Here is a 16,712-nt window from a genome sequence, read left to right as displayed (position 1 = left end):
ATGAGTTGGACTCAATCGATTGAGCCCAACTTACTCATAATCACGTGCATATTTATTTCAGACGTAATCGGATCAACCCCCGGGGGGAATGATGAGTTCGAATATTTCACGTCGTAATTTTATGAAACTGGGTACAATCGCCGGTATAACTGTGATGCTTGGGCGGCTACCAGTCGCTCATGCGCTGGAAGTCCAGTCAGGACCAAGCCCGTCCGATTGGATTGGAGCAGATGGTCAGGCCCGTTATCGATGGGATGCCATTCGTAAAGTCACCGGCGAGAAGACCTTCTCGCGTGATTATCGGGCCCGCGATCTGGAAGGATGGCCCAAAGAGCAAGCCCATGCCTTTTTCATCAAAGCGACCGACGCAAAGCGAACCTTTGAAGGGGTTGATCTGACTATTTTAGGGGCCGGTCTTCAGCCTGATCGTCTGGTATTGCATGAGGATTTTGAAGCTGATGGTTTAACAGCGCCGCAAGCCGAAGGCCTAGCGGATGAATTTTACGGTAAAAGCATTCTGCTGCCAAAGGGCCAGACTGCTCCGCTTTTGGGGCAGCCAGTAGCACTGCTTGTCTATCATGATTTTGATCGCTTCGATGCCGCAAAGCGTCTTTTACGATTTGAAACGAGTGTTGTGAAATATGGTGCTGAAACTGGCGTTAAATCGCCAGCCAATTACGGTGCAGCGCGATATGTTCGCATTGGCGGTGAAACTCCTTCTGCCTCATCTGCTTATTCGCCGATACAGGATGCAGTTATATTTGGCGGCTTCGATGGCGATACACCAACTTGGCCATCAGACAGCACAACCGGAGTTTTTGTGCCTGCATCTGTGCTGACCAAGCATCGTGGCGGCGGTGGGATGCGCGATCCGGAAGAAGTCGCACGTGAGACCTATGAACCCATGCGACGCGGTATGAACGCCGCCGAAGATATAGCCAAAGCCATTGAGGAAGCGCGTAAGGACGACAGCAAGTTTGTGCTCGAACGGCACGGTTTTTCGCAATCCATTGATCCGAGTGCAATGGAACCGGACAACGGCAATGCGTGGTATGATGCGAAGTCAAAAACGCTGCATCTGATTGTCGCTGCACAATCGCCTTATGAGGTCGCGCGTGTTGCTGCCGCGATGGTTAAAGATAATAAACGCTTCCCCGTTGAGACGATCAAACTACTAACCGGAACAACAGTCGGTTACGGATCAAAAGATCACTCTATCTTTCCGTTTTATGCGATTGCGGCCTGTTTTTACGGCGACGGTTTGCCTGTGCGTCTGGCAAATGATCGCTATGAACAGTTCCAGCTTGGACTGAAGCGCCATTCTATCGAAATGGACGTCTGCATTGTTGCTGATCGCAAGACCGGCAAGTTTGAAATCCTGAAAGGATTTTATAATTGTAATGGCGGCGGACGCGCTAATTTCTCGTTCTCAGTTGCACAGGTAGCCGCTACCGCTGCTCAGTCAATTTATTATTTCCCTAAGTCAGACCTCACTTCGATAGCCCTTGCAACGCCAGCCGTAGAGGCAGGTTCAATGCGCGGCTATGGCACCATTCAGGTTATGAGCATCACCGAACTGATGGTCGATGAAATCGCAGCCGAACTTGATATTGATCCTGTTGAGCTTCGCCTTCGCAATGCGATGCGTGCGGGCGATGAAAATACGCAAGGTGCACAGCCATTGGGTGATTTGCGTAATGTCGAAATGCTCGAACTGGTGGCTAAAAATCCACTATGGGTCAATCGCGAACAAGCCAAGGCGGATTATGACAAAGCCAATCCCGGTCGCCTTTATGGCGTAGGTTTTGCGCAGGTTCAGAAAGACTATGGGTCCGGCGCGGATACCTCTGCACTCACGCTCGAATTTGATGCAAATGGTAAATTGAGCATGCGCCATTGCGTGCAGGAAATTGGCACAGGTGCGACGACCGCGCAACAGGTGATGGTTCGCAACATGTTGGGAAAAGTACCGGATGTCGTAGAATTTGGTGTAACTGATTTTGCCGAATTGCCGATGGTGAGCAATTGGTCGCCTTACACGACCACGCAGGAACAGCAGGACGAGCTGCAAAAAGATCCGTTTTGGGTTCCCAATGCGCTTCCGCCAATGAGTGCTTCCAACAGCGCTTATTTTCTGGGTTTCGGAACACAACAGGCGGCGCGGTTCCTTTTTGAAAACACGTTCTGGCCCGCGGCTAAAACCATTTGGAGTGAAGGTGCATCTGGCGGGCAAATTGCGAGTGGCGTCGTCACTCTTAACGATCTGCGTGTGACGGCAGGTGGTATCGGTGGTGGCGGAATGGAAACGCTATCCTTTGAACGTCTCGCACGCAAAGCCCATGAAATGGGTTTGGTGACGGGCGTTTCACTTCACTGCTTCAGTCGCTGGGAATGGGCAACGGCCAAATTCGATATACCCGTTATTGGGATGCGCGAGCTGCCAGTTGATCTTCTCGCTGTTCGCTATGGTGATGGTGCATCAGCGGAGCTTAAGGGCCGTATGACAACGGGCGGATATGATTTTATCAAGCGTAGTACGGTGTATTTTCCGCCAGTGCAGCGCAACAATGCGGGTGTCACCACCTATACGCCAGCAGCATGTATCGTTGAACTCAACGTGAATACGTTCTCTGGCGAAGTCGAAATCATGAAGCATCACAGCATTCTTGATCCGGGCAATATTATCGTCCCCGCGCTGGTTTCCGGCCAGCAACAGGGTGGTGTGGCGATGGGAATTGGCCATGCTTTGATGGAGGAGCTTCCGCTTTATGAAGACGGTCCGGGTAACGGTACGTGGAACTTCAACCGCTATACGCTCCCGCGCAGCAAAGATGTAGCAGTCTGGACGCAGACGGCTGAATATCTTGAACCACTGTCAGAAACTTCGCCGCCGAAAGGCATGGCAGAAGTGGTTATGATTCCGGTTGTTGCCGGAATTGGAAATGCCATCACGCATGCAACTAGCAAGCGTTTTTATCGTCTGCCGGTCACGCCGGATAAGATTAAAAAAGCGTTGGAAGACTGAACATTCTAAGCCTTTCGGAAGAACCCACATGAAGCTAACGGGACAGATTGAATTTGACGATACGAAACTGGCGGTTAAGGCCGTTTCGATCAACGAAAATGACTTTCCGTTGACGCCGGCTTTGTCCGAGGATAATTGCGCGCTCGCTGTCATTGTGGGTGTCGAAGGGCCTTCCTATCGCCGTTGCGGGGCAGCGATGGTGATTGATGCCTCTGGCCATCGTTGGGGTAATCTATCGTCGGGCTGTATCGACAAAAATGTCGTTTTAAACGCCAAATCAGCTATGGAAACAGGTCAGACCATGCACGTGCGTTACGGCAACGGTTCGCCTTACTGGGATGTGCCCCTTCCCTGCGGGGGCGCTCTCGACATTCAGATTTTTCCGTTTCCCGACAAACTTCTTCTGAAAACTATTGCCGACTATCTCAAAGCACGAAAACCGGCGATGTTAACTTTAGGGGAAGACGGAACCTTGTCGCTAAACCCGACAGGTATGGGTTTGCATCTGACCATTCTGCCCCAAATAAGAGTGTTGGTGTTTGGCACTGGTATGGAGACGATTTGTTTTACCGAACTGGCACTTGCTGCCGGTTGCAAGGTCGAACTTTACTCACCCGATCCTGACGTGCTGGCGCGATTCTCGTGGGCTAACTCTCTTGTTACAAATCATTGGCCGCAAGATGTTGATGCTGACGAAAGAAGTGCAGTCATCACCTTTTTCCATGACCACAATCGCGAAACTGACATCCTGTCAGCAGCATTGGATAGTCCGGCGTTTTTTGTTGGTGCACAAGGCAGCAGACGAACACATACAACACGCTGCAAAGCACTGAGCGCTATGAATTGTAATAGTCAGAAGATAGACAAACTGCGATTTCCACTCGGGCTTATACCATCGACACGCGACCCCTACACGCTCGGCGTTTCTGCGCTTGCCCACATATTGCAGAATGTGAAGGATGGCGCGTTTTCAAATAATATAGCTAAAGACGCGAAATGAGTGGAGCGGCAAAAGTTGCAGTTATCGTTTTAGCGGCAGGCAAATCGCGGCGCTATGGTGCTGGCAACAAGCTGCTTTCTCGCTATCAGGGAAAACCGTTATCGGCTCATGTTGCGGCATGCCTTCAAGGGATACCGTACAGTTTCGGCGTGGTTGTCGCACGTGATCCTATGGTCGCAAGTCTGTTCAGACGCACACGCCTGCGCCCGTTATTCCCAGACAACACCAACACACAAAGTGAAACATTGAAAGCCGGGTTACGTTACGTGAAAAAACACGGCGCAAGCCATGCACTCTTGCTACTTGGGGATATGCCAAATGTCTCACGTCAACACATAAAAAGAATGGTTGCGAAAGTTGGGGCTCATCCCGTCATTTCTCACAATGGAAAGTCGTGTCTGCCGCCAGCGCTGATACCCAGACATCTTTTTGGCAAACTTCAACATCTGCGCGGAGATACAGGTGCCGGAAAAATGCTTTTGCGCCACCCGTCTCTTATCCGAATATCTTTAGACGTCAGGCAGGCGGTTGATATAGACACGAAACCTAAAGCATTTCCAGCAAAAGTGCGAAGCGGTTTTGCGTTGGATAATGCGTAAAACAAAGAGATAAAGCGGCTCCAACGATTCCGTTTAAAACGAGAACCGCTCTAAGTTGACGTGAGTGAACGACATCAGAGCTATCCAAAAATTGCTTGATGCACACGATTTGGCGGAAAATGAGGAACTAATATTGTTGTAATTTTCAGCTAAAGCAAAAAGTCAGTAATCTTGTAAACCGTCTATAAAACAGCGGTAAAACTGACCTTCGACTCAGGTTAACTAACCTATTGAAATAATGGCGATCCCGACTGGATTCGAACCAGTGACCTACGGCTTAGAAGGCCGGTGCTCTATCCAGCTGAGCTACGGGACCTCACCATCAGAACCCGGACTTAACACAAAGTGTCAGGCCGGGAAAAGCTGTTAGTGCGTCCAAGGCTGGACGCGGTAGAAGCTAAAGTTATCCGAATAGGAAACCTTGCGGCGCGTGGTTTCATGCGGTTCGATGACACGATAGGCGATGCCGTTGCGGGTCGCATATTCGATTGCATCTTCGCGACTGTCAAACGACAGGCGAATCTGACTCTTCATATCGCCAGAAGAAGTGTAGCCCATCAGAGGCTCAACCTTGCGGGCGCTCTCCGGCTCATATTCCAGAAGCCAGTTTTCAGTTTTGGCTTTACCAGACTGCATTGCGGTCTTAGCTGGACGGTAAATACGTGCAACCATTTGAAGAACCTTGATCTATGCTCTTTAGCCCCGTCAGAGGCGATGATTTCAACAAGGCAATAGTTTACACGTCACATCATGTCAACGCGATAAAGACGCACGCCACAGCATCTGACTGCGACATACTCATCTTGGCAAATTGTTTTGAAGAAAATGGTCGGAGCGAGAGGATTCGAACCTCCGACCCTCTGGTCCCAAACCAGATGCGCTACCAGGCTGCGCTACGCTCCGTGCTTTGTAAGCGGCCCTTCCCTAGATAATCGCCAGATATAAAGCAAGTGATAAAAAGCGTTTTTCCGAATTTTCTTCACACTCTGATTTTTCTCAGCTTTTTTGGAAGCGCGAGCAAGCGAGTTGGAACCAATCACAGGCTCATGCGTTTTGACCGCACCTACAAATGTCAGGAGTTTCAGCGTGAATCGCAACGGTCTTTATCTGATTATCGGTGCTCTCATTGTCGTGGTGGCAGGTTTCGCGATCTATACCTATCAGGAAGAAACCAAGCCCTCCGGCATCGAAATGAAAATCGGTGAAGGTGGCGTTTCAATTGAAGAGAACTAATCCTTTAGTCTCAGACAAACACAAAATATCACCAATGGTGGAAAACTTAATCGAGTTAAAAACATATAAACCGATTAAGATTTCAAACGCTTAAGGTTTGTGATGCAACGTTTCTTCAAGGTCCGTGTTATTCGGCTTGCCAGAACAACAGAGGCCCAATTTGGGGAGGATCGAAATGGACATCCAGAATTCAGATGCAATTTATCGCCGCCACGAAAATGAGTGGGCAGCGTTTCGAGATGCAGTTCAGCAAAAAGAATTGAGTCAGAAACGGAACGAGCCTGTTTCTGCCGAAGCTCTTTCGGGTATCAAGTCATCCGGACAGGAATAACTCTTTCGACCATCTTCGATAAAACGCCGCGCAAGCGGCGTTTTTTATTGGGGTCGTATTATGAAATCTTAAATTCAAGAAAATTGACTTTAGATTCCAACCTTCTGCGATACGTTCCGGTGATCACCATCACGTAAGGATTAGAACATGCCGGTACAAAAAGAAGCTCAAAAAGTAGCAATTATAACTGCAGGCGGCAGCGGCATGGGCGCTGCATCCGCAAAGCGTCTGGCACAAGATGGTTTTGCCGTGGCTATTTTATCATCGTCAGGTAAAGGCGAAGCACTGGCCAAAGAACTCGGCGGCATTGGCGTCACGGGGTCAAACCAGTCAGTTGATGATCTGAAAAAGCTTGTCGATCTCACTGTTGAGAAATGGGGCCGCATCGACACTTTGGTCAACAGCGCCGGACATGGACCTCGTGCACCAATTCTCGATATTACCGATGAAGACTGGCACAAGGGTCTTGATACCTATTTTCTCAATGTTGTGCGTCCAAGCCGGCTCGTTGTGCCGTACATGCAAAAGCAGAAATCCGGCACGATTATCAATATTTCATCAGCATGGGCTTTTGAACCAAGCTCTATGTTCCCGACTTCTGCCGTTTTCCGAGCGGGTCTTGCCTCTTTTACGAAGGTCTTTGCCGATACCTATGCAGCAGACAATATCCGCATGAACAATGTTCTGCCGGGCTGGATCGACAGCCTGCCTGCAACAGAAGAACGTCGCGACAGTGTGCCGTTGCAGCGCTATGGCACAAGCGAAGAAATTTCTGCGACCGTCGCATTTCTTGCTTCGGAAGGTGCTGCCTATATCACAGGCCAGAACCTTCGCGTGGATGGCGGCCTCACGCGTTCCGTTTAGTCCGGTAACCAAATGCGAAGGAAGACCCGCTAGTGTCTTCCTGTCGCGATTCGGACAGGGAACAGATAAATGGCACCTCGGAAACGGAGCTCCCGCCCGACAAAACGCTCAACTGGGCGTTCAACAGGGCGCAAGAGTAGTTCAGGCTCATCCACACCGATATTGGCGCTCGGCGCGATATTGGGTTTGGGTGCCTTTAGCCTGTGGGCGACTGCACAGCATAAAAGCCCGCAAGCGGCACTCACTGCCCTTTTTCAACGCCCCACGCCAACAGCCACCTTTTCTGCGCCTGCGAAGACAGAAACCAGACAGCCTGTCGAAAAGGCTGTGATCGAGAAGAAAACGCAATCCAGAGATTATGCAGGTGCAGTTGGCCCAGTCCCTCGCCCTGCCGCATCCGTTGCGCCTGCGCAACCCAAGTCCGTGCAGCAGGCAGCCGTTCAGACCCTCAGGCCAGCGCAAATGCTAGCCCCACCGCCGCCACCGCCTGCATCAGCAAAGTCATTGCCGATGCCACCACGCGGCACCAATGCGCCAACACAATCGCCTTCGGTTATTTATGCAAAGACCAAGCTGACCATTCATAAGAATGCCTGGGACAAGTCGCCAGCGATTGGCACAGTCGATAAGGGCCGCGAAATGCGTTCTTATGGCAAAACGGGCAAATGGCATCGCGTTGTGGTCCCTTCGACCAATATGATTGGCTGGGTGCATGAAGATCAATTGCAGGGTGGTCGCAACAAGCTGGACAGTGCGCGAATGATTACCCGATCTATTGAGAAAAAGCCGGAAGTGCCGCTCATGCAAAAAGCGCGCATTCAACCGCCGATGGCCATTGGGCAGAAGAATTAAAGCATTTCCAGCAAAAGTGCGAAGCCGTTCTGCGTTGGATAATGCGACAAAGCAAAAAGATAGAGCGGTTCCAACGTTTCCGTTTTAACACGAACCGCTCTAAATTTTTTGAAGTGATTTTGCCATAGCCGCGATCTGCGGATCACCGGGAAGATAGTGAAAACCAATATTGAGCAGCGATGATGTATCGGCGAGCATATCACCGAAAAGCTGCTCATAAAGTGTATTGCGTCCAAGCAAAGTAAGCAGAGTTTTCATGAGTGCTGCGGGAACTGGCAACAGCCTTGAAGGCCGTCCCAGGGCAGCGCGGGCTTTCGAGACAAGTTCGCAGGTTGAACGCGGTTCAGGCTCGGCGAGATGAAAAATCTGACCAGACACCTGATTTGACGGAGCTTGTGCCAGAAACACCAAAGCGCGAGCCGCATTTTCCAATGAGACAAAGCTTCTGTGATTATTGGCAGCACCCAAAGGCAGCGGCAGAACACTATCACACAACCGCATCAAAGCGCGCAGATTAGCTTTCGCATCAGGTCCATAAACAAGCACCGGGCGTGCAATCACCACTTCAATCCCACGCATCGCAAGCAGCGCGGTCTCTGCCTTGGCTTTGGCACGTCCATAGTCGTCACGCGGCGCAAGCGGCATAAGCGGCATAAGCGGCGATGGGTTGTCGGCAATCGTGTAAATCGTCGATACAAAAATGAAGCGACGCACGCCAGCCTGTCTGGCTTTTTCTGCCAATTCAACTGTCAAGCGATGATTGACGGAATCAAATGCGTCGGTGTCTGGGCGCTCTGCCCCCGTGCGATGCGCAAGCGCAGCGCAATGAATTACCATATCGACATTGGTAAAGTCGGGCGCGGAAAGATCATTACGCGATAATGCACGGCTCTCATGCCCCTCGACTGCCAATCGTTGCAGAACAGCGCTTCCGATAAATCCGCTAGCTCCGGTGACGGCTATTTTCATCCCGCACCGTGACCAGCATCTGACATAACCTGTGCGGCGAGCGTACGGGTTATGCGGGTTTTTTGTTCCAGTGCAGCGCGATCGAGGCGATCAACAATCTGGATTGCCGATAAAAGCGAGCGCTCGATCCGGCTCACCAAATAGCTCACCACATGCAGTTCGACACTGATCTGCCGATCAGCAAAGAGTTTATGAATGACACCACCAAGCAGCATATCGTCCGGCTCGGCGATTTCCACGACCGTTGCCGCCTTGAGTCGCGATGCAAGATCGGGAAGCTTGACGTTCCAGTTTGCAGGCAACAAACGCGAGGTCATCAGAAGCGATGGACCCGGCCCAAGAGCTGCATTCTGCCGCACGCTGTTGATGAGATGAAACAGGCCTGTTTCATCAAAAGGCGCTCCACCGATATTGTCGATCAGAACCGGATATTCGGCAGCCCCTGTCACAATCGTGTCGCTGATAGCCTTGGGATCAGCCAGTAATGCATCTGTCGCCGCGCGCCAGACTTCCGCCAGATGCGTTTTACCCGCACCAGTCGGCCCAGCAAGAATCACCACCGGCGCAACCCAATTCGGCCAGCGATCAATCAGATCGACCGCCGCACGGTTAGACGCCGCGACCATGATGTCTTCGCGGTGATAGCCGGGCTGATGCTCAAGAGCGAGCGGTATCTGACGCGGGGCGTCATTCATCGCTTTCTCCCAAAAATCCTGCCCGGTTATAATTCAATTTCATTTCTCTTTGCCTGCATTATCGCCAGCTTCGATCAACAGCCCTTCATCGGGATTGGCGCGCTTATAAACCGGATCGTACATCGGAGAATGGAGATAGCGATTAAGCGCAAAGCGCACAAGCACCCCGACTGCTGCCGCGGCAGGCACTGCAACCAGCATTCCGGTGAAGCCAAACAGAGAACCGAAGGCGAACAGCGCAAACATCAACCAGACCGGATGAAGCCCTACTGACGAGCCAACAAGCTTGGGCTGGAGGATATTTCCCTCTACAAACTGGCCGAGGAAAAACACACCTGCAACAGCGACAATCATGATCCAGTCCGGCCAGAATTGCACCAGTGCAACACCGATTGCCAGTGCCAGTCCGACAAAAGAACCTATATAGGGAATAAAGCTGATAACACCTGCAAAGAAGCCGATTAGCAGGCCAAAATTCAGCCCTGTGAGGGTTAAGCCGATGGCATAATAGGTGCCCAGAATGAGGCACAAAGTACCCTGCCCGCGTACGAAACCGGCTACTGCGGCATCCATATCACGAGCAATACCGCGCACGGTGTAAAGCTGCCTGCGTGGCACCCATGAATCGATACGCGAAACCATGCGATCCCAGTCGAGCAGCATGTAGAACGCAACCACCGGCGTAACGATGAAAAGACCCGCAATATCAATCAGAGATTTCCCCGAATTCCACAGGGACTGCAACAAGGTTGAGAGGAAACCGGCGCCTTGCTGGAGCAGTGCGCTGAGATTTTCCTGAATAACGGAGCTATCGATACCGATATAGCGCTTGAGCCATTGCGAGTTTTCATTCGCCATCAGCGCCTGAAGCTGCGAGATATAATCAGGTAGCTTGGAGATAAAATCGACAAGCTGCGTTGCCAGAATCGGAATGATGATCATTAGTCCGACCACCAGTATTATCAGGAATATAAGCAGGATGAGAATGGTTGCCGCCAGTCGCGACAGCCCCAGCTTTTCCATCCGGTCCGCAACCGGATCGAGGAAGTAAGCCAGCGCCATACCGGCCACGAAAGGCAGCAGAACAGGGCTGAAAACCACAAGAAACAGAATGAATATAATAACGGCGCAGGTCCAGAACATTGCCTGACGACGCACGCCGGACCCGGTAAAGCCGCCCACTTCGACGTTGACGTGAATGTCCCCATCACGCGCCACAGCATCCGATTGCTGTATGGTTTTGCTCGTGGCGTCGGTCACGGGCGCTGGTTTCTTGGCCATATTCATCCATTCTCTGCAAAGACAGGCTGAGAGCTTGTCCGGTAAATACTCATATTACTATTGAGCGACAAAAATAGTTAGTCTAACTCACAAAGATTGCAATGCGTGTCTGGGTGACAAGTTCCAACGTGGCCTTCAACCCACAGGATCGTGATTTTCCGCAGATTCATGTACTGTTTTGCGCTTTTCGGGCTCTGCGGCCTTGCGGGACAAGCAATCTCATGTCATTGCGCGCTTAAATATTACCGCCCATGTTCAGGAGCAGGTCATGACCGTTGAAAATAACTCCGCCCAGAAAAATGGACTGACCTATGCGGAGGCTGGCGTCGATATTGATGCGGGCAACCTGATGGTCGACAAAATCAAGCCGCTTGTCCGTTCCACACGCCGCCCGGGTGCTGATGGTGAAATTGGCGGCTTTGGCGGTCTGTTCGATCTGAAAGCCGCTGGCTTTACCGATCCTGTGCTGGTTGCTGCTAATGACGGCGTCGGCACCAAGCTGAAGATTGCAATCGACGCTGACAAACACGACACGGTCGGCATTGACCTCGTCGCCATGTGCGTGAACGACCTTGTCGTTCAGGGCGCAGAACCGCTTTTCTTCCTCGACTATTTTGCAACCGGAAAACTATCGCCTGATCAGGGCGTGGCTATCGTTTCCGGCATTGCAGACGGTTGCTTACAGGCAGGATGCGCGCTGATCGGTGGTGAAACCGCTGAAATGCCGGGCATGTATCGCGATGGCGATTATGATCTTGCCGGTTTTGCCGTCGGTGCTGCGGAGCGCAATCGCTTGCTGCCTCGTGGCGATGTGTCCGAAGGCGACATCATTCTCGGCCTTTCCTCATCGGGCGTTCATTCCAACGGCTTTTCGCTCGTGCGCCGCATTGTTGAAATCTCTGGCCTTGGCTGGAAATCCGATGCACCATTTGCGCCGGGTGCAACACTGGGTGAAGCCCTGCTCACGCCAACCCGTATTTATGTGAAGCCCTTGCTGGCCGCAATTAAGGCGTCTGATGGCATCAAGGCACTTGCGCATATCACCGGCGGCGGCTTCCCGGATAATATTCCGCGCGTTCTGCCAGAAGGTCTTGCGGCTGAAATCGATCTCGACGCAATCGACGTGCCAGCCGTGTTCTCCTGGCTTGCCAACACCGGCAATGTCGAGGCGCTCGAAATGCTGCGCACCTTCAATTGCGGCATCGGCATGATCGCCGTTGTGACGCCGGACAAGGTCGTCGAAGTGGTTGCGGCCTTGGCTTCCGAAGGCGAGAATGTCGTCATCCTTGGTCGTATGATCAAGCGCGAAGGCGAAGGCGTTGTCTATCAGGGTACGCTCAAACTATGAGCCGCAAGCGGGTCGTCATTTTCATCTCCGGCGGCGGCTCCAATATGGAGGCGCTGATCGCTGCTGCTCAGACGCCTGATTTCCCCGTTGAGATCGTTTCGGTCTTTTCCGACAAGCCAGATGTCGGCGGTCTTGCCAAGGCGCAAGCTGCAGGCATCGCAACCAACGTGTTCGTGCGCAAAGATTATGCTTCCAAGGATGCGCATGAAGATGCGATCCTTGAGGCACTTGCAGCCGTGAGCCCGGATATTATCTGCCTTGCAGGCTATATGCGGCTTCTGTCGGGCAAATTCATTGCACCTTATGAAGGCCGCATCCTCAATATACACCCGTCGCTATTGCCGCTCTTCCCCGGCCTGCACACGCATCAGCGTGCGCTTGATGCGGGTATGAAGCTTGCGGGCTGTACCGTGCATCTGGTGACGGAAGGCATGGATGAAGGTCCGATTTTGGCGCAGGCTGCCGTTCCTATTGTCGATGGTGACACGCAAGATACTCTGTCCGCGCGTGTGCTGAAAGCCGAACACAAAATTTACGCGCTTGCACTCCAGAAATTTGCCCGTGGCGACACGGATGCAGCGCTGTCGCAAGATGCGATGGTTATCAGCGCGTGATTTATCGCATTACTTAAGCGACAAATTAATCACACCCCAATTTTTTCGTTAATAAAGCTTTAACTCTCTCTAAAACGCCCTAATTCGGGTTCGTATGGGCGTTGCTCAAGCAACCCTTGAGAGTCGCATAAGCGTCTCTTTCAGTATGTTTTTTTTAGAGGACAACATCATGTCTCTCCGTTTTTCGACTTCCTTCCTGTCCGCAATGGCCGTTGTGTCTGGCATTGCAGTGACTGCACCTGCTATTGCTGCTGACTTCATGGCGGCTCCCGGTTCGGGACGCACCCAGCCACGTTCGGAAGTTGGCACTTTGACCTGCGATATTTCGCCAGCAATCGGCGTTATTATTGGTAGCCAGCAGGACGTGGATTGTGTGTTCCGCCCTGTTCGTGGTCGCGGCCCGGTTGAACGCTACACTGGCGACATCACCAAGATTGGCGTTGATGTGGGCTTCATCAATGGCGGAACTATCGCATGGGCGGTGTGGGCTCCAACCGTTCGCCCTGAAGGCGCGCTCAAGGGCCGTTATGTCGGCGCATCGGCCAATGCAGCGATTGGCATTGGTGCTGGCACCAACATCCTGACCGGCGGATCGTGGAAGACGATCTCATTGCAGCCCATCTCGCTTCAGGGCCAGAAAGGTCTCAACGCTGCTGTTGGCCTTTCCAGGCTCAAGCTGAACTACGCAGGCTGATCCAGCCTCATACATTCAAAACCCGCGCCAAACTTATGTTCGGCGCGGGTTTTCTTATTTTTGGCGCGCATCTTATCTGAAAACCGCTTCACACTTTTCGGGATGCGCTCTTTATTTCTGGCGCGCATCTTATCTGAAAACCGCTTCACACTTTTCGGGATGCGCTTTAAGCAATCTTTTTAATCCAGATCTTCGTATCATGGACTGCCAGCCCACCATAAGGTGCAGCAGGCTCGGCACCAATCAACGTATTGATCCCCTCACCACGCTCAAAAGTCGAGTTCGGAAAAATGCCTTCCGACACCACGACGCCCCGCTTTTGACCAGCCCGCAGAACGGCATGAAGCACCAGCTCGCCACGATGATTGCCGATTTCGATACGTTCGCCGTCTGCAATATCAAGAACGGCCGCGTCATCCGGGTGGATTAGCAATTCCGGCCTGATTTCCTTGGCAAGCGAAGTCGGGGTTTCGGCAAAACTCGAGTTCAGGAAATTATGCGCAGGCGAAGTTGCGAGGCGGAACGGGTGTTCACCGTCCACCGCCTCAATCACATTCCAGTGGTCAGGGAATTCCGGAATAGAGTGATGCGGCCCTTGCAGTCCCATCACTTCCGGCGGCTTATTGGGCGCAGGGCTTCCAGTCCAGTCGGGACGGAAACGGAATTTGCCATCCGGCCATTTGAAGCCATTGATATAATGCGCCTCGTCAAATGGCGGCTGCAAATCGACAAAGCGCTTGTCTTTGAGTTCATCGAACTGCGGGAGATTGCTATTGGCGTTCATATTGTCGATCAACGTTCGCTCATCGACATTGAAGCCCGGCAGGTGGTCGACGCCTAAACGCTTTGCCAGTTCGTTGATGACAAAAATATTGGGTTGCGCCTCAACAAGAGGTTCAATTAGTTTCGGGCCAAGCACCACATGCTGCTGACCGCCGCCCCGATAAATATCGTCATGCTCTAGAAAAGTGGTGGCTGGCAAAAGCACATCGGCCATTTTTGCCGTATCGGTCATGAATTGCTCATGCACGGCAACAAACAGATCTTCACGCGCGAAGCCCTGCCGCACCAGACGCTGTTCCGGTGTCACATTCATCGGATTGGTATTCTGGATCAGCATAGCAGTGACCGGCGGGCCGCCATAGAGCGCTTCACTGTCGCCAGTGAGAATCCGCCCGATCTTCGACTGATCGAGGAAACGCAGGCTCTTATCCTGCATGGCATTTCCTTCAATCTCGCGCTTGTCCATCTTGAAGATGCCGGAATTTGAATGAAAAGCCCCACCCCCTTCATAAAGAAAAGCGCCTGTAACACATGCAATCGAAGCTGCGGCATGCATATTCACCGCACCATTACGCTGGCGCGTAAAGCCATAGCCAAGACGGAAATAGGTCCGCTTGGTCTCGCCGACCAGATGCGCGAAAGCTTCGATTTCCTCGACACTTAAGCCAGTGATTTCTGCCGCCCATGCAGGCGTTCGGGTTGAAAGATGTGCTTCCAGCCCTTTTGGATCATCCGTATAGCGATTGAGATAATCCCAATCAGCAAGCCCGTCACGAAACAGCACATGCATGACCGCGCAGGCAAAAGCACCATCCGTGCCGGGTTTGAGCACAATGCCCATATCGGCCTGCCGCACGGTCGCATTGGCATATATGTCGATAACGACGATCTTCGCACCGCGATCTTTTCGCGCCCGTACCGCATGGGTCATAACATTGACCTGCGTGGCGGCAGCATTGGTGCCCCAGATGACAACCACATCGGCTTTTGCCATTTCGCGCGGGTCTGGCCCTGTCAGACTGCCTGTGCCAGCAAAATAGCCGGTCCACGCCATATTGGTGCAGAAACTATCAAACTGGTTTGAATACCGCTTGGCAAAGCGCAGGCGATTGATCGAATCGCGCTGTACCAACCCCATAGTGCCAGCATAATAATAGGGCCAGACAGTTTCGCTGCCATATTGCGCTTCGGCTTTAATAAAACGCTCGGCAATCAGATCAAGCGCTGTTTCCCATGATGCCTGCTTCCAGTCACCATCACCCTTGCGACCAGCACGAATGAGCGGATGCTTCAAGCGATCAGGATGGTGGACGCGCTCGGCATAGCGCGCAACCTTGGCACAGATAACGCCTGCGGTGTAGCTGTTGTCCTTTGAGCCGCGCACGCGACCAATGGTGCGCTCATCCAGCAGCTCGACATCAAGCGCGCATGTGGATGGACAATCATGCGGACAGGCGGAATGTCCGATTTTGATATTCGATATGGTAGAAGTCTGGCTCATAATGCTTTTTATGCCAATCGTAGCGTAATTGCACCTAATACGATGAGGCCTGCGGCCAGAAAACGCGGCAAGCCGACTTTCTCTTTAAGAATGAATGCCGAAATCAGCACACCAAACAAAATTGCAGTTTCACGCAAGGCGGCGACAACCGCGATAGGAGCCATGGTCATCGCCCAAAGTGCAAGACTGTAGGAAGCCAAGGTTCCGACGCCGCCGATCAGTGATGGGCGCCAATGGTTGCGCACATATTGGATAAAGCGATCAGGCTCACGATAAAGCGCCCAGCCTGCCAGTGGGAAAGCATTCACAAGAAATAGCCACAGCGTGTAGGACAAGGTGTGGCCTGATGAGCGCACACCAATGCCGTCAATAATTGTATAGGCCGCAATAAAGCCCGCATTGGTGAGCGCAAGTAGGGCGGTTTTGCTCGACGTGCCACCACTGCGACGCCGCGCTTCCAATGCCATTGCCAGAACACCAGAGCAAATCAGAATAACACCGATCCAGCCGCCCACACCAATTGTCTCGCCAATCAAAGGCGCACTGACAAGCGCCACCAGCAAAGGCGGGGTTCCGCGCATGATCGGATAGGCCTCGCTCATATCGCCCGATTTATAGGCGGCGGCGACCAGCGACATGTAGAAAATCTGCATGATCGTCGACAGGCCGATATAAATCCAGCTTGAGGGATGCGGCAGCGGCAGAAAGGGCAGAAAGAAAACAGCAATCAGTCCGGCAGCGCCAACCACGCAAGCGGCTGCAAAAAACTTGTCACCACCACCTTTGACGATGGCGTTCCAGCTTGCGTGGAAAAACGCGCCGCAAAGGACAATCAGCAAAACAGTACCGGACATGGATGAGCCGACTCAAATTAAGAGCAGATGGTACGGGCTGTATGTCATATTTCGGAGCACTGGGATATT

The 16,712-nt window shown here is 52.2% G+C and carries 16 protein-coding genes and 2 tRNA genes; 10 read left to right on the top strand and 8 right to left on the bottom strand.

Translation table 11 applies throughout. The features are described 5' to 3' along the window. The first annotated feature begins 91 nt into the window (after positions 1-91). Genes CEV31_RS09835 through CEV31_RS09825 form a run of 3 tightly spaced genes read left to right on the top strand, consistent with a single transcriptional unit; the run spans position 92 to position 4,624 of the window. Positions 92-3,025 carry a xanthine dehydrogenase family protein molybdopterin-binding subunit gene (locus CEV31_RS09835; protein WP_094507301.1) on the top strand — a complete coding sequence of 978 codons (2,934 nt, stop codon included), beginning with the start codon at positions 92-94 and terminating at the stop codon, positions 3,023-3,025. Between the two features lie 28 nt (positions 3,026-3,053). Continuing rightward, entirely contained in the window at positions 3,054-4,025 is a 972-nt protein-coding gene (locus CEV31_RS09830) for an XdhC family protein (protein WP_169717330.1), read from the top strand. After that, positions 4,022-4,624 (top strand): nucleotidyltransferase family protein, encoded by a 603-nt coding sequence (locus tag CEV31_RS09825; protein WP_094506891.1) that lies wholly within the window; start codon positions 4,022-4,024, stop codon positions 4,622-4,624. The genes CEV31_RS09830 and CEV31_RS09825 overlap by 4 nt, the downstream gene beginning before the upstream one ends. Before the next feature lie 239 nt (positions 4,625-4,863). On the opposite strand, the gene CEV31_RS09820 is transcribed toward CEV31_RS09825, so the two are convergent. The 3 genes from CEV31_RS09820 to CEV31_RS09810 form a co-directional block, all read right to left on the bottom strand. Continuing rightward, positions 4,864-4,940: transfer RNA gene (locus tag CEV31_RS09820), tRNA-Arg, on the bottom strand. Between the two features lie 50 nt (positions 4,941-4,990). Beyond that, on the bottom strand, positions 4,991-5,296 hold the full coding sequence (locus CEV31_RS09815) for an ETC complex I subunit (protein WP_094506890.1): 306 nt from the start codon (positions 5,294-5,296) through the stop codon (positions 4,991-4,993). A 154-nt stretch (positions 5,297-5,450) separates the two neighbouring features. After that, positions 5,451-5,527: transfer RNA gene (locus CEV31_RS09810), tRNA-Pro, on the bottom strand. Positions 5,528-5,710: 183 nt separating this feature from the next. On the opposite strand from CEV31_RS09810, the gene CEV31_RS21090 reads away from it, so the two are divergent. From CEV31_RS21090 to CEV31_RS09795, 4 genes are all read left to right on the top strand, one after another. After that, positions 5,711-5,857 (top strand): hypothetical protein, encoded by a 147-nt coding sequence (locus CEV31_RS21090; protein WP_094507300.1) that lies wholly within the window; start codon positions 5,711-5,713, stop codon positions 5,855-5,857. Positions 5,858-6,032: 175 nt separating this feature from the next. Next, positions 6,033-6,188 carry a hypothetical protein gene (locus CEV31_RS21085; RefSeq protein WP_169717329.1) on the top strand — a complete coding sequence of 52 codons (156 nt, stop codon included), beginning with the start codon at positions 6,033-6,035 and terminating at the stop codon, positions 6,186-6,188. A gap of 147 nt (positions 6,189-6,335) precedes the next feature. Further along, positions 6,336-7,052 (top strand): SDR family oxidoreductase, encoded by a 717-nt coding sequence (locus tag CEV31_RS09800; protein ID WP_094506889.1) that lies wholly within the window; start codon positions 6,336-6,338, stop codon positions 7,050-7,052. A 69-nt stretch (positions 7,053-7,121) separates the two neighbouring features. Further along, complete coding sequence (locus CEV31_RS09795) at positions 7,122-7,904, top strand: hypothetical protein (RefSeq protein WP_094506888.1); 783 nt, start codon at positions 7,122-7,124, stop codon at positions 7,902-7,904. Positions 7,905-8,003: 99 nt separating this feature from the next. Here the strand turns inward: CEV31_RS09795 and CEV31_RS09790 are convergent, their stop codons facing one another. Genes CEV31_RS09790 through CEV31_RS09780 form a run of 3 tightly spaced genes read right to left on the bottom strand, consistent with a single transcriptional unit; the run spans position 8,004 to position 10,849 of the window. After that, positions 8,004-8,873, bottom strand: coding sequence for an NAD-dependent epimerase/dehydratase family protein (locus tag CEV31_RS09790; RefSeq protein ID WP_094506887.1), 870 nt, complete (start codon positions 8,871-8,873; stop codon positions 8,004-8,006). Next, positions 8,870-9,568, bottom strand: a complete 699-nt coding sequence (gene hdaA / locus CEV31_RS09785; protein ID WP_094506886.1) for a DnaA regulatory inactivator HdaA — start codon at positions 9,566-9,568, stop codon at positions 8,870-8,872. The genes CEV31_RS09790 and hdaA overlap by 4 nt, the downstream gene beginning before the upstream one ends. A gap of 39 nt (positions 9,569-9,607) precedes the next feature. Next, positions 9,608-10,849, bottom strand: a complete 1,242-nt coding sequence (locus CEV31_RS09780; RefSeq protein WP_169717328.1) for an AI-2E family transporter — start codon at positions 10,847-10,849, stop codon at positions 9,608-9,610. Between the two features lie 268 nt (positions 10,850-11,117). Between CEV31_RS09780 and purM the strand changes: the two genes are divergently transcribed. From purM to CEV31_RS09765, 3 genes are all read left to right on the top strand, one after another. Continuing rightward, a complete protein-coding gene (gene purM, locus CEV31_RS09775; protein ID WP_094507298.1) occupies positions 11,118-12,197 on the top strand; it encodes a phosphoribosylformylglycinamidine cyclo-ligase in 1,080 nt (359 codons plus the stop codon). Next, positions 12,194-12,811, top strand: a complete 618-nt coding sequence (gene purN, locus CEV31_RS09770; RefSeq protein ID WP_094506885.1) for a phosphoribosylglycinamide formyltransferase — start codon at positions 12,194-12,196, stop codon at positions 12,809-12,811. The genes purM and purN overlap by 4 nt, the downstream gene beginning before the upstream one ends. 169 nt (positions 12,812-12,980) lie before the next feature. Further along, the gene (locus CEV31_RS09765) at positions 12,981-13,505 is read left to right on the top strand and encodes a DUF992 domain-containing protein (RefSeq protein WP_094507297.1); all 525 of its coding nucleotides are present in this window, start codon (positions 12,981-12,983) and stop codon (positions 13,503-13,505) included. A 166-nt stretch (positions 13,506-13,671) separates the two neighbouring features. On the opposite strand, the gene CEV31_RS09760 is transcribed toward CEV31_RS09765, so the two are convergent. Next, positions 13,672-15,789, bottom strand: a complete 2,118-nt coding sequence (locus CEV31_RS09760) for a molybdopterin oxidoreductase family protein (protein ID WP_094506884.1) — start codon at positions 15,787-15,789, stop codon at positions 13,672-13,674. Between the two features lie 8 nt (positions 15,790-15,797). Beyond that, positions 15,798-16,643 (bottom strand): DMT family transporter, encoded by an 846-nt coding sequence (locus CEV31_RS09755; protein ID WP_094506883.1) that lies wholly within the window; start codon positions 16,641-16,643, stop codon positions 15,798-15,800. Positions 16,644-16,712: the final 69 nt, after the last annotated feature.

This window comes from Brucella thiophenivorans (assembly GCF_002252445.1).
GTDB lineage: Bacteria > Pseudomonadota > Alphaproteobacteria > Rhizobiales > Rhizobiaceae > Brucella > Brucella thiophenivorans.
The sequence above is the reverse complement of the archived record's forward strand: the minus strand, read 5'-3'. Positions and strand labels throughout refer to the sequence as shown.

Excerpts from the sequence above, each read along its gene's own strand:
- CEV31_RS09835 (WP_094507301.1), top strand. The coding sequence starts at position 92 with ATGAGTTCGAATATTTCACGTCGTAATTTTATGAAACTGGGTACAATC.
- CEV31_RS09830 (WP_169717330.1), top strand. The coding sequence starts at position 3,054 with ATGAAGCTAACGGGACAGATTGAATTTGACGATACGAAACTGGCGGTT.
- CEV31_RS09825 (WP_094506891.1), top strand. The coding sequence starts at position 4,022 with ATGAGTGGAGCGGCAAAAGTTGCAGTTATCGTTTTAGCGGCAGGCAAA.
- CEV31_RS09815 (WP_094506890.1), bottom strand. The coding sequence starts at position 5,296 with ATGGTTGCACGTATTTACCGTCCAGCTAAGACCGCAATGCAGTCTGGT.
- CEV31_RS21085 (WP_169717329.1), top strand. The coding sequence starts at position 6,033 with ATGGACATCCAGAATTCAGATGCAATTTATCGCCGCCACGAAAATGAG.
- CEV31_RS09800 (WP_094506889.1), top strand. The coding sequence starts at position 6,336 with ATGCCGGTACAAAAAGAAGCTCAAAAAGTAGCAATTATAACTGCAGGC.
- CEV31_RS09795 (WP_094506888.1), top strand. The coding sequence starts at position 7,122 with ATGGCACCTCGGAAACGGAGCTCCCGCCCGACAAAACGCTCAACTGGG.
- CEV31_RS09790 (WP_094506887.1), bottom strand. The coding sequence starts at position 8,873 with ATGAAAATAGCCGTCACCGGAGCTAGCGGATTTATCGGAAGCGCTGTT.
- hdaA (WP_094506886.1), bottom strand. The coding sequence starts at position 9,568 with ATGAATGACGCCCCGCGTCAGATACCGCTCGCTCTTGAGCATCAGCCC.
- CEV31_RS09780 (WP_169717328.1), bottom strand. The coding sequence starts at position 10,849 with ATGGCCAAGAAACCAGCGCCCGTGACCGACGCCACGAGCAAAACCATA.
- purM (WP_094507298.1), top strand. The coding sequence starts at position 11,118 with ATGACCGTTGAAAATAACTCCGCCCAGAAAAATGGACTGACCTATGCG.
- purN (WP_094506885.1), top strand. The coding sequence starts at position 12,194 with ATGAGCCGCAAGCGGGTCGTCATTTTCATCTCCGGCGGCGGCTCCAAT.
- CEV31_RS09765 (WP_094507297.1), top strand. The coding sequence starts at position 12,981 with ATGTCTCTCCGTTTTTCGACTTCCTTCCTGTCCGCAATGGCCGTTGTG.
- CEV31_RS09760 (WP_094506884.1), bottom strand. The coding sequence starts at position 15,789 with ATGAGCCAGACTTCTACCATATCGAATATCAAAATCGGACATTCCGCC.
- CEV31_RS09755 (WP_094506883.1), bottom strand. The coding sequence starts at position 16,643 with ATGTCCGGTACTGTTTTGCTGATTGTCCTTTGCGGCGCGTTTTTCCAC.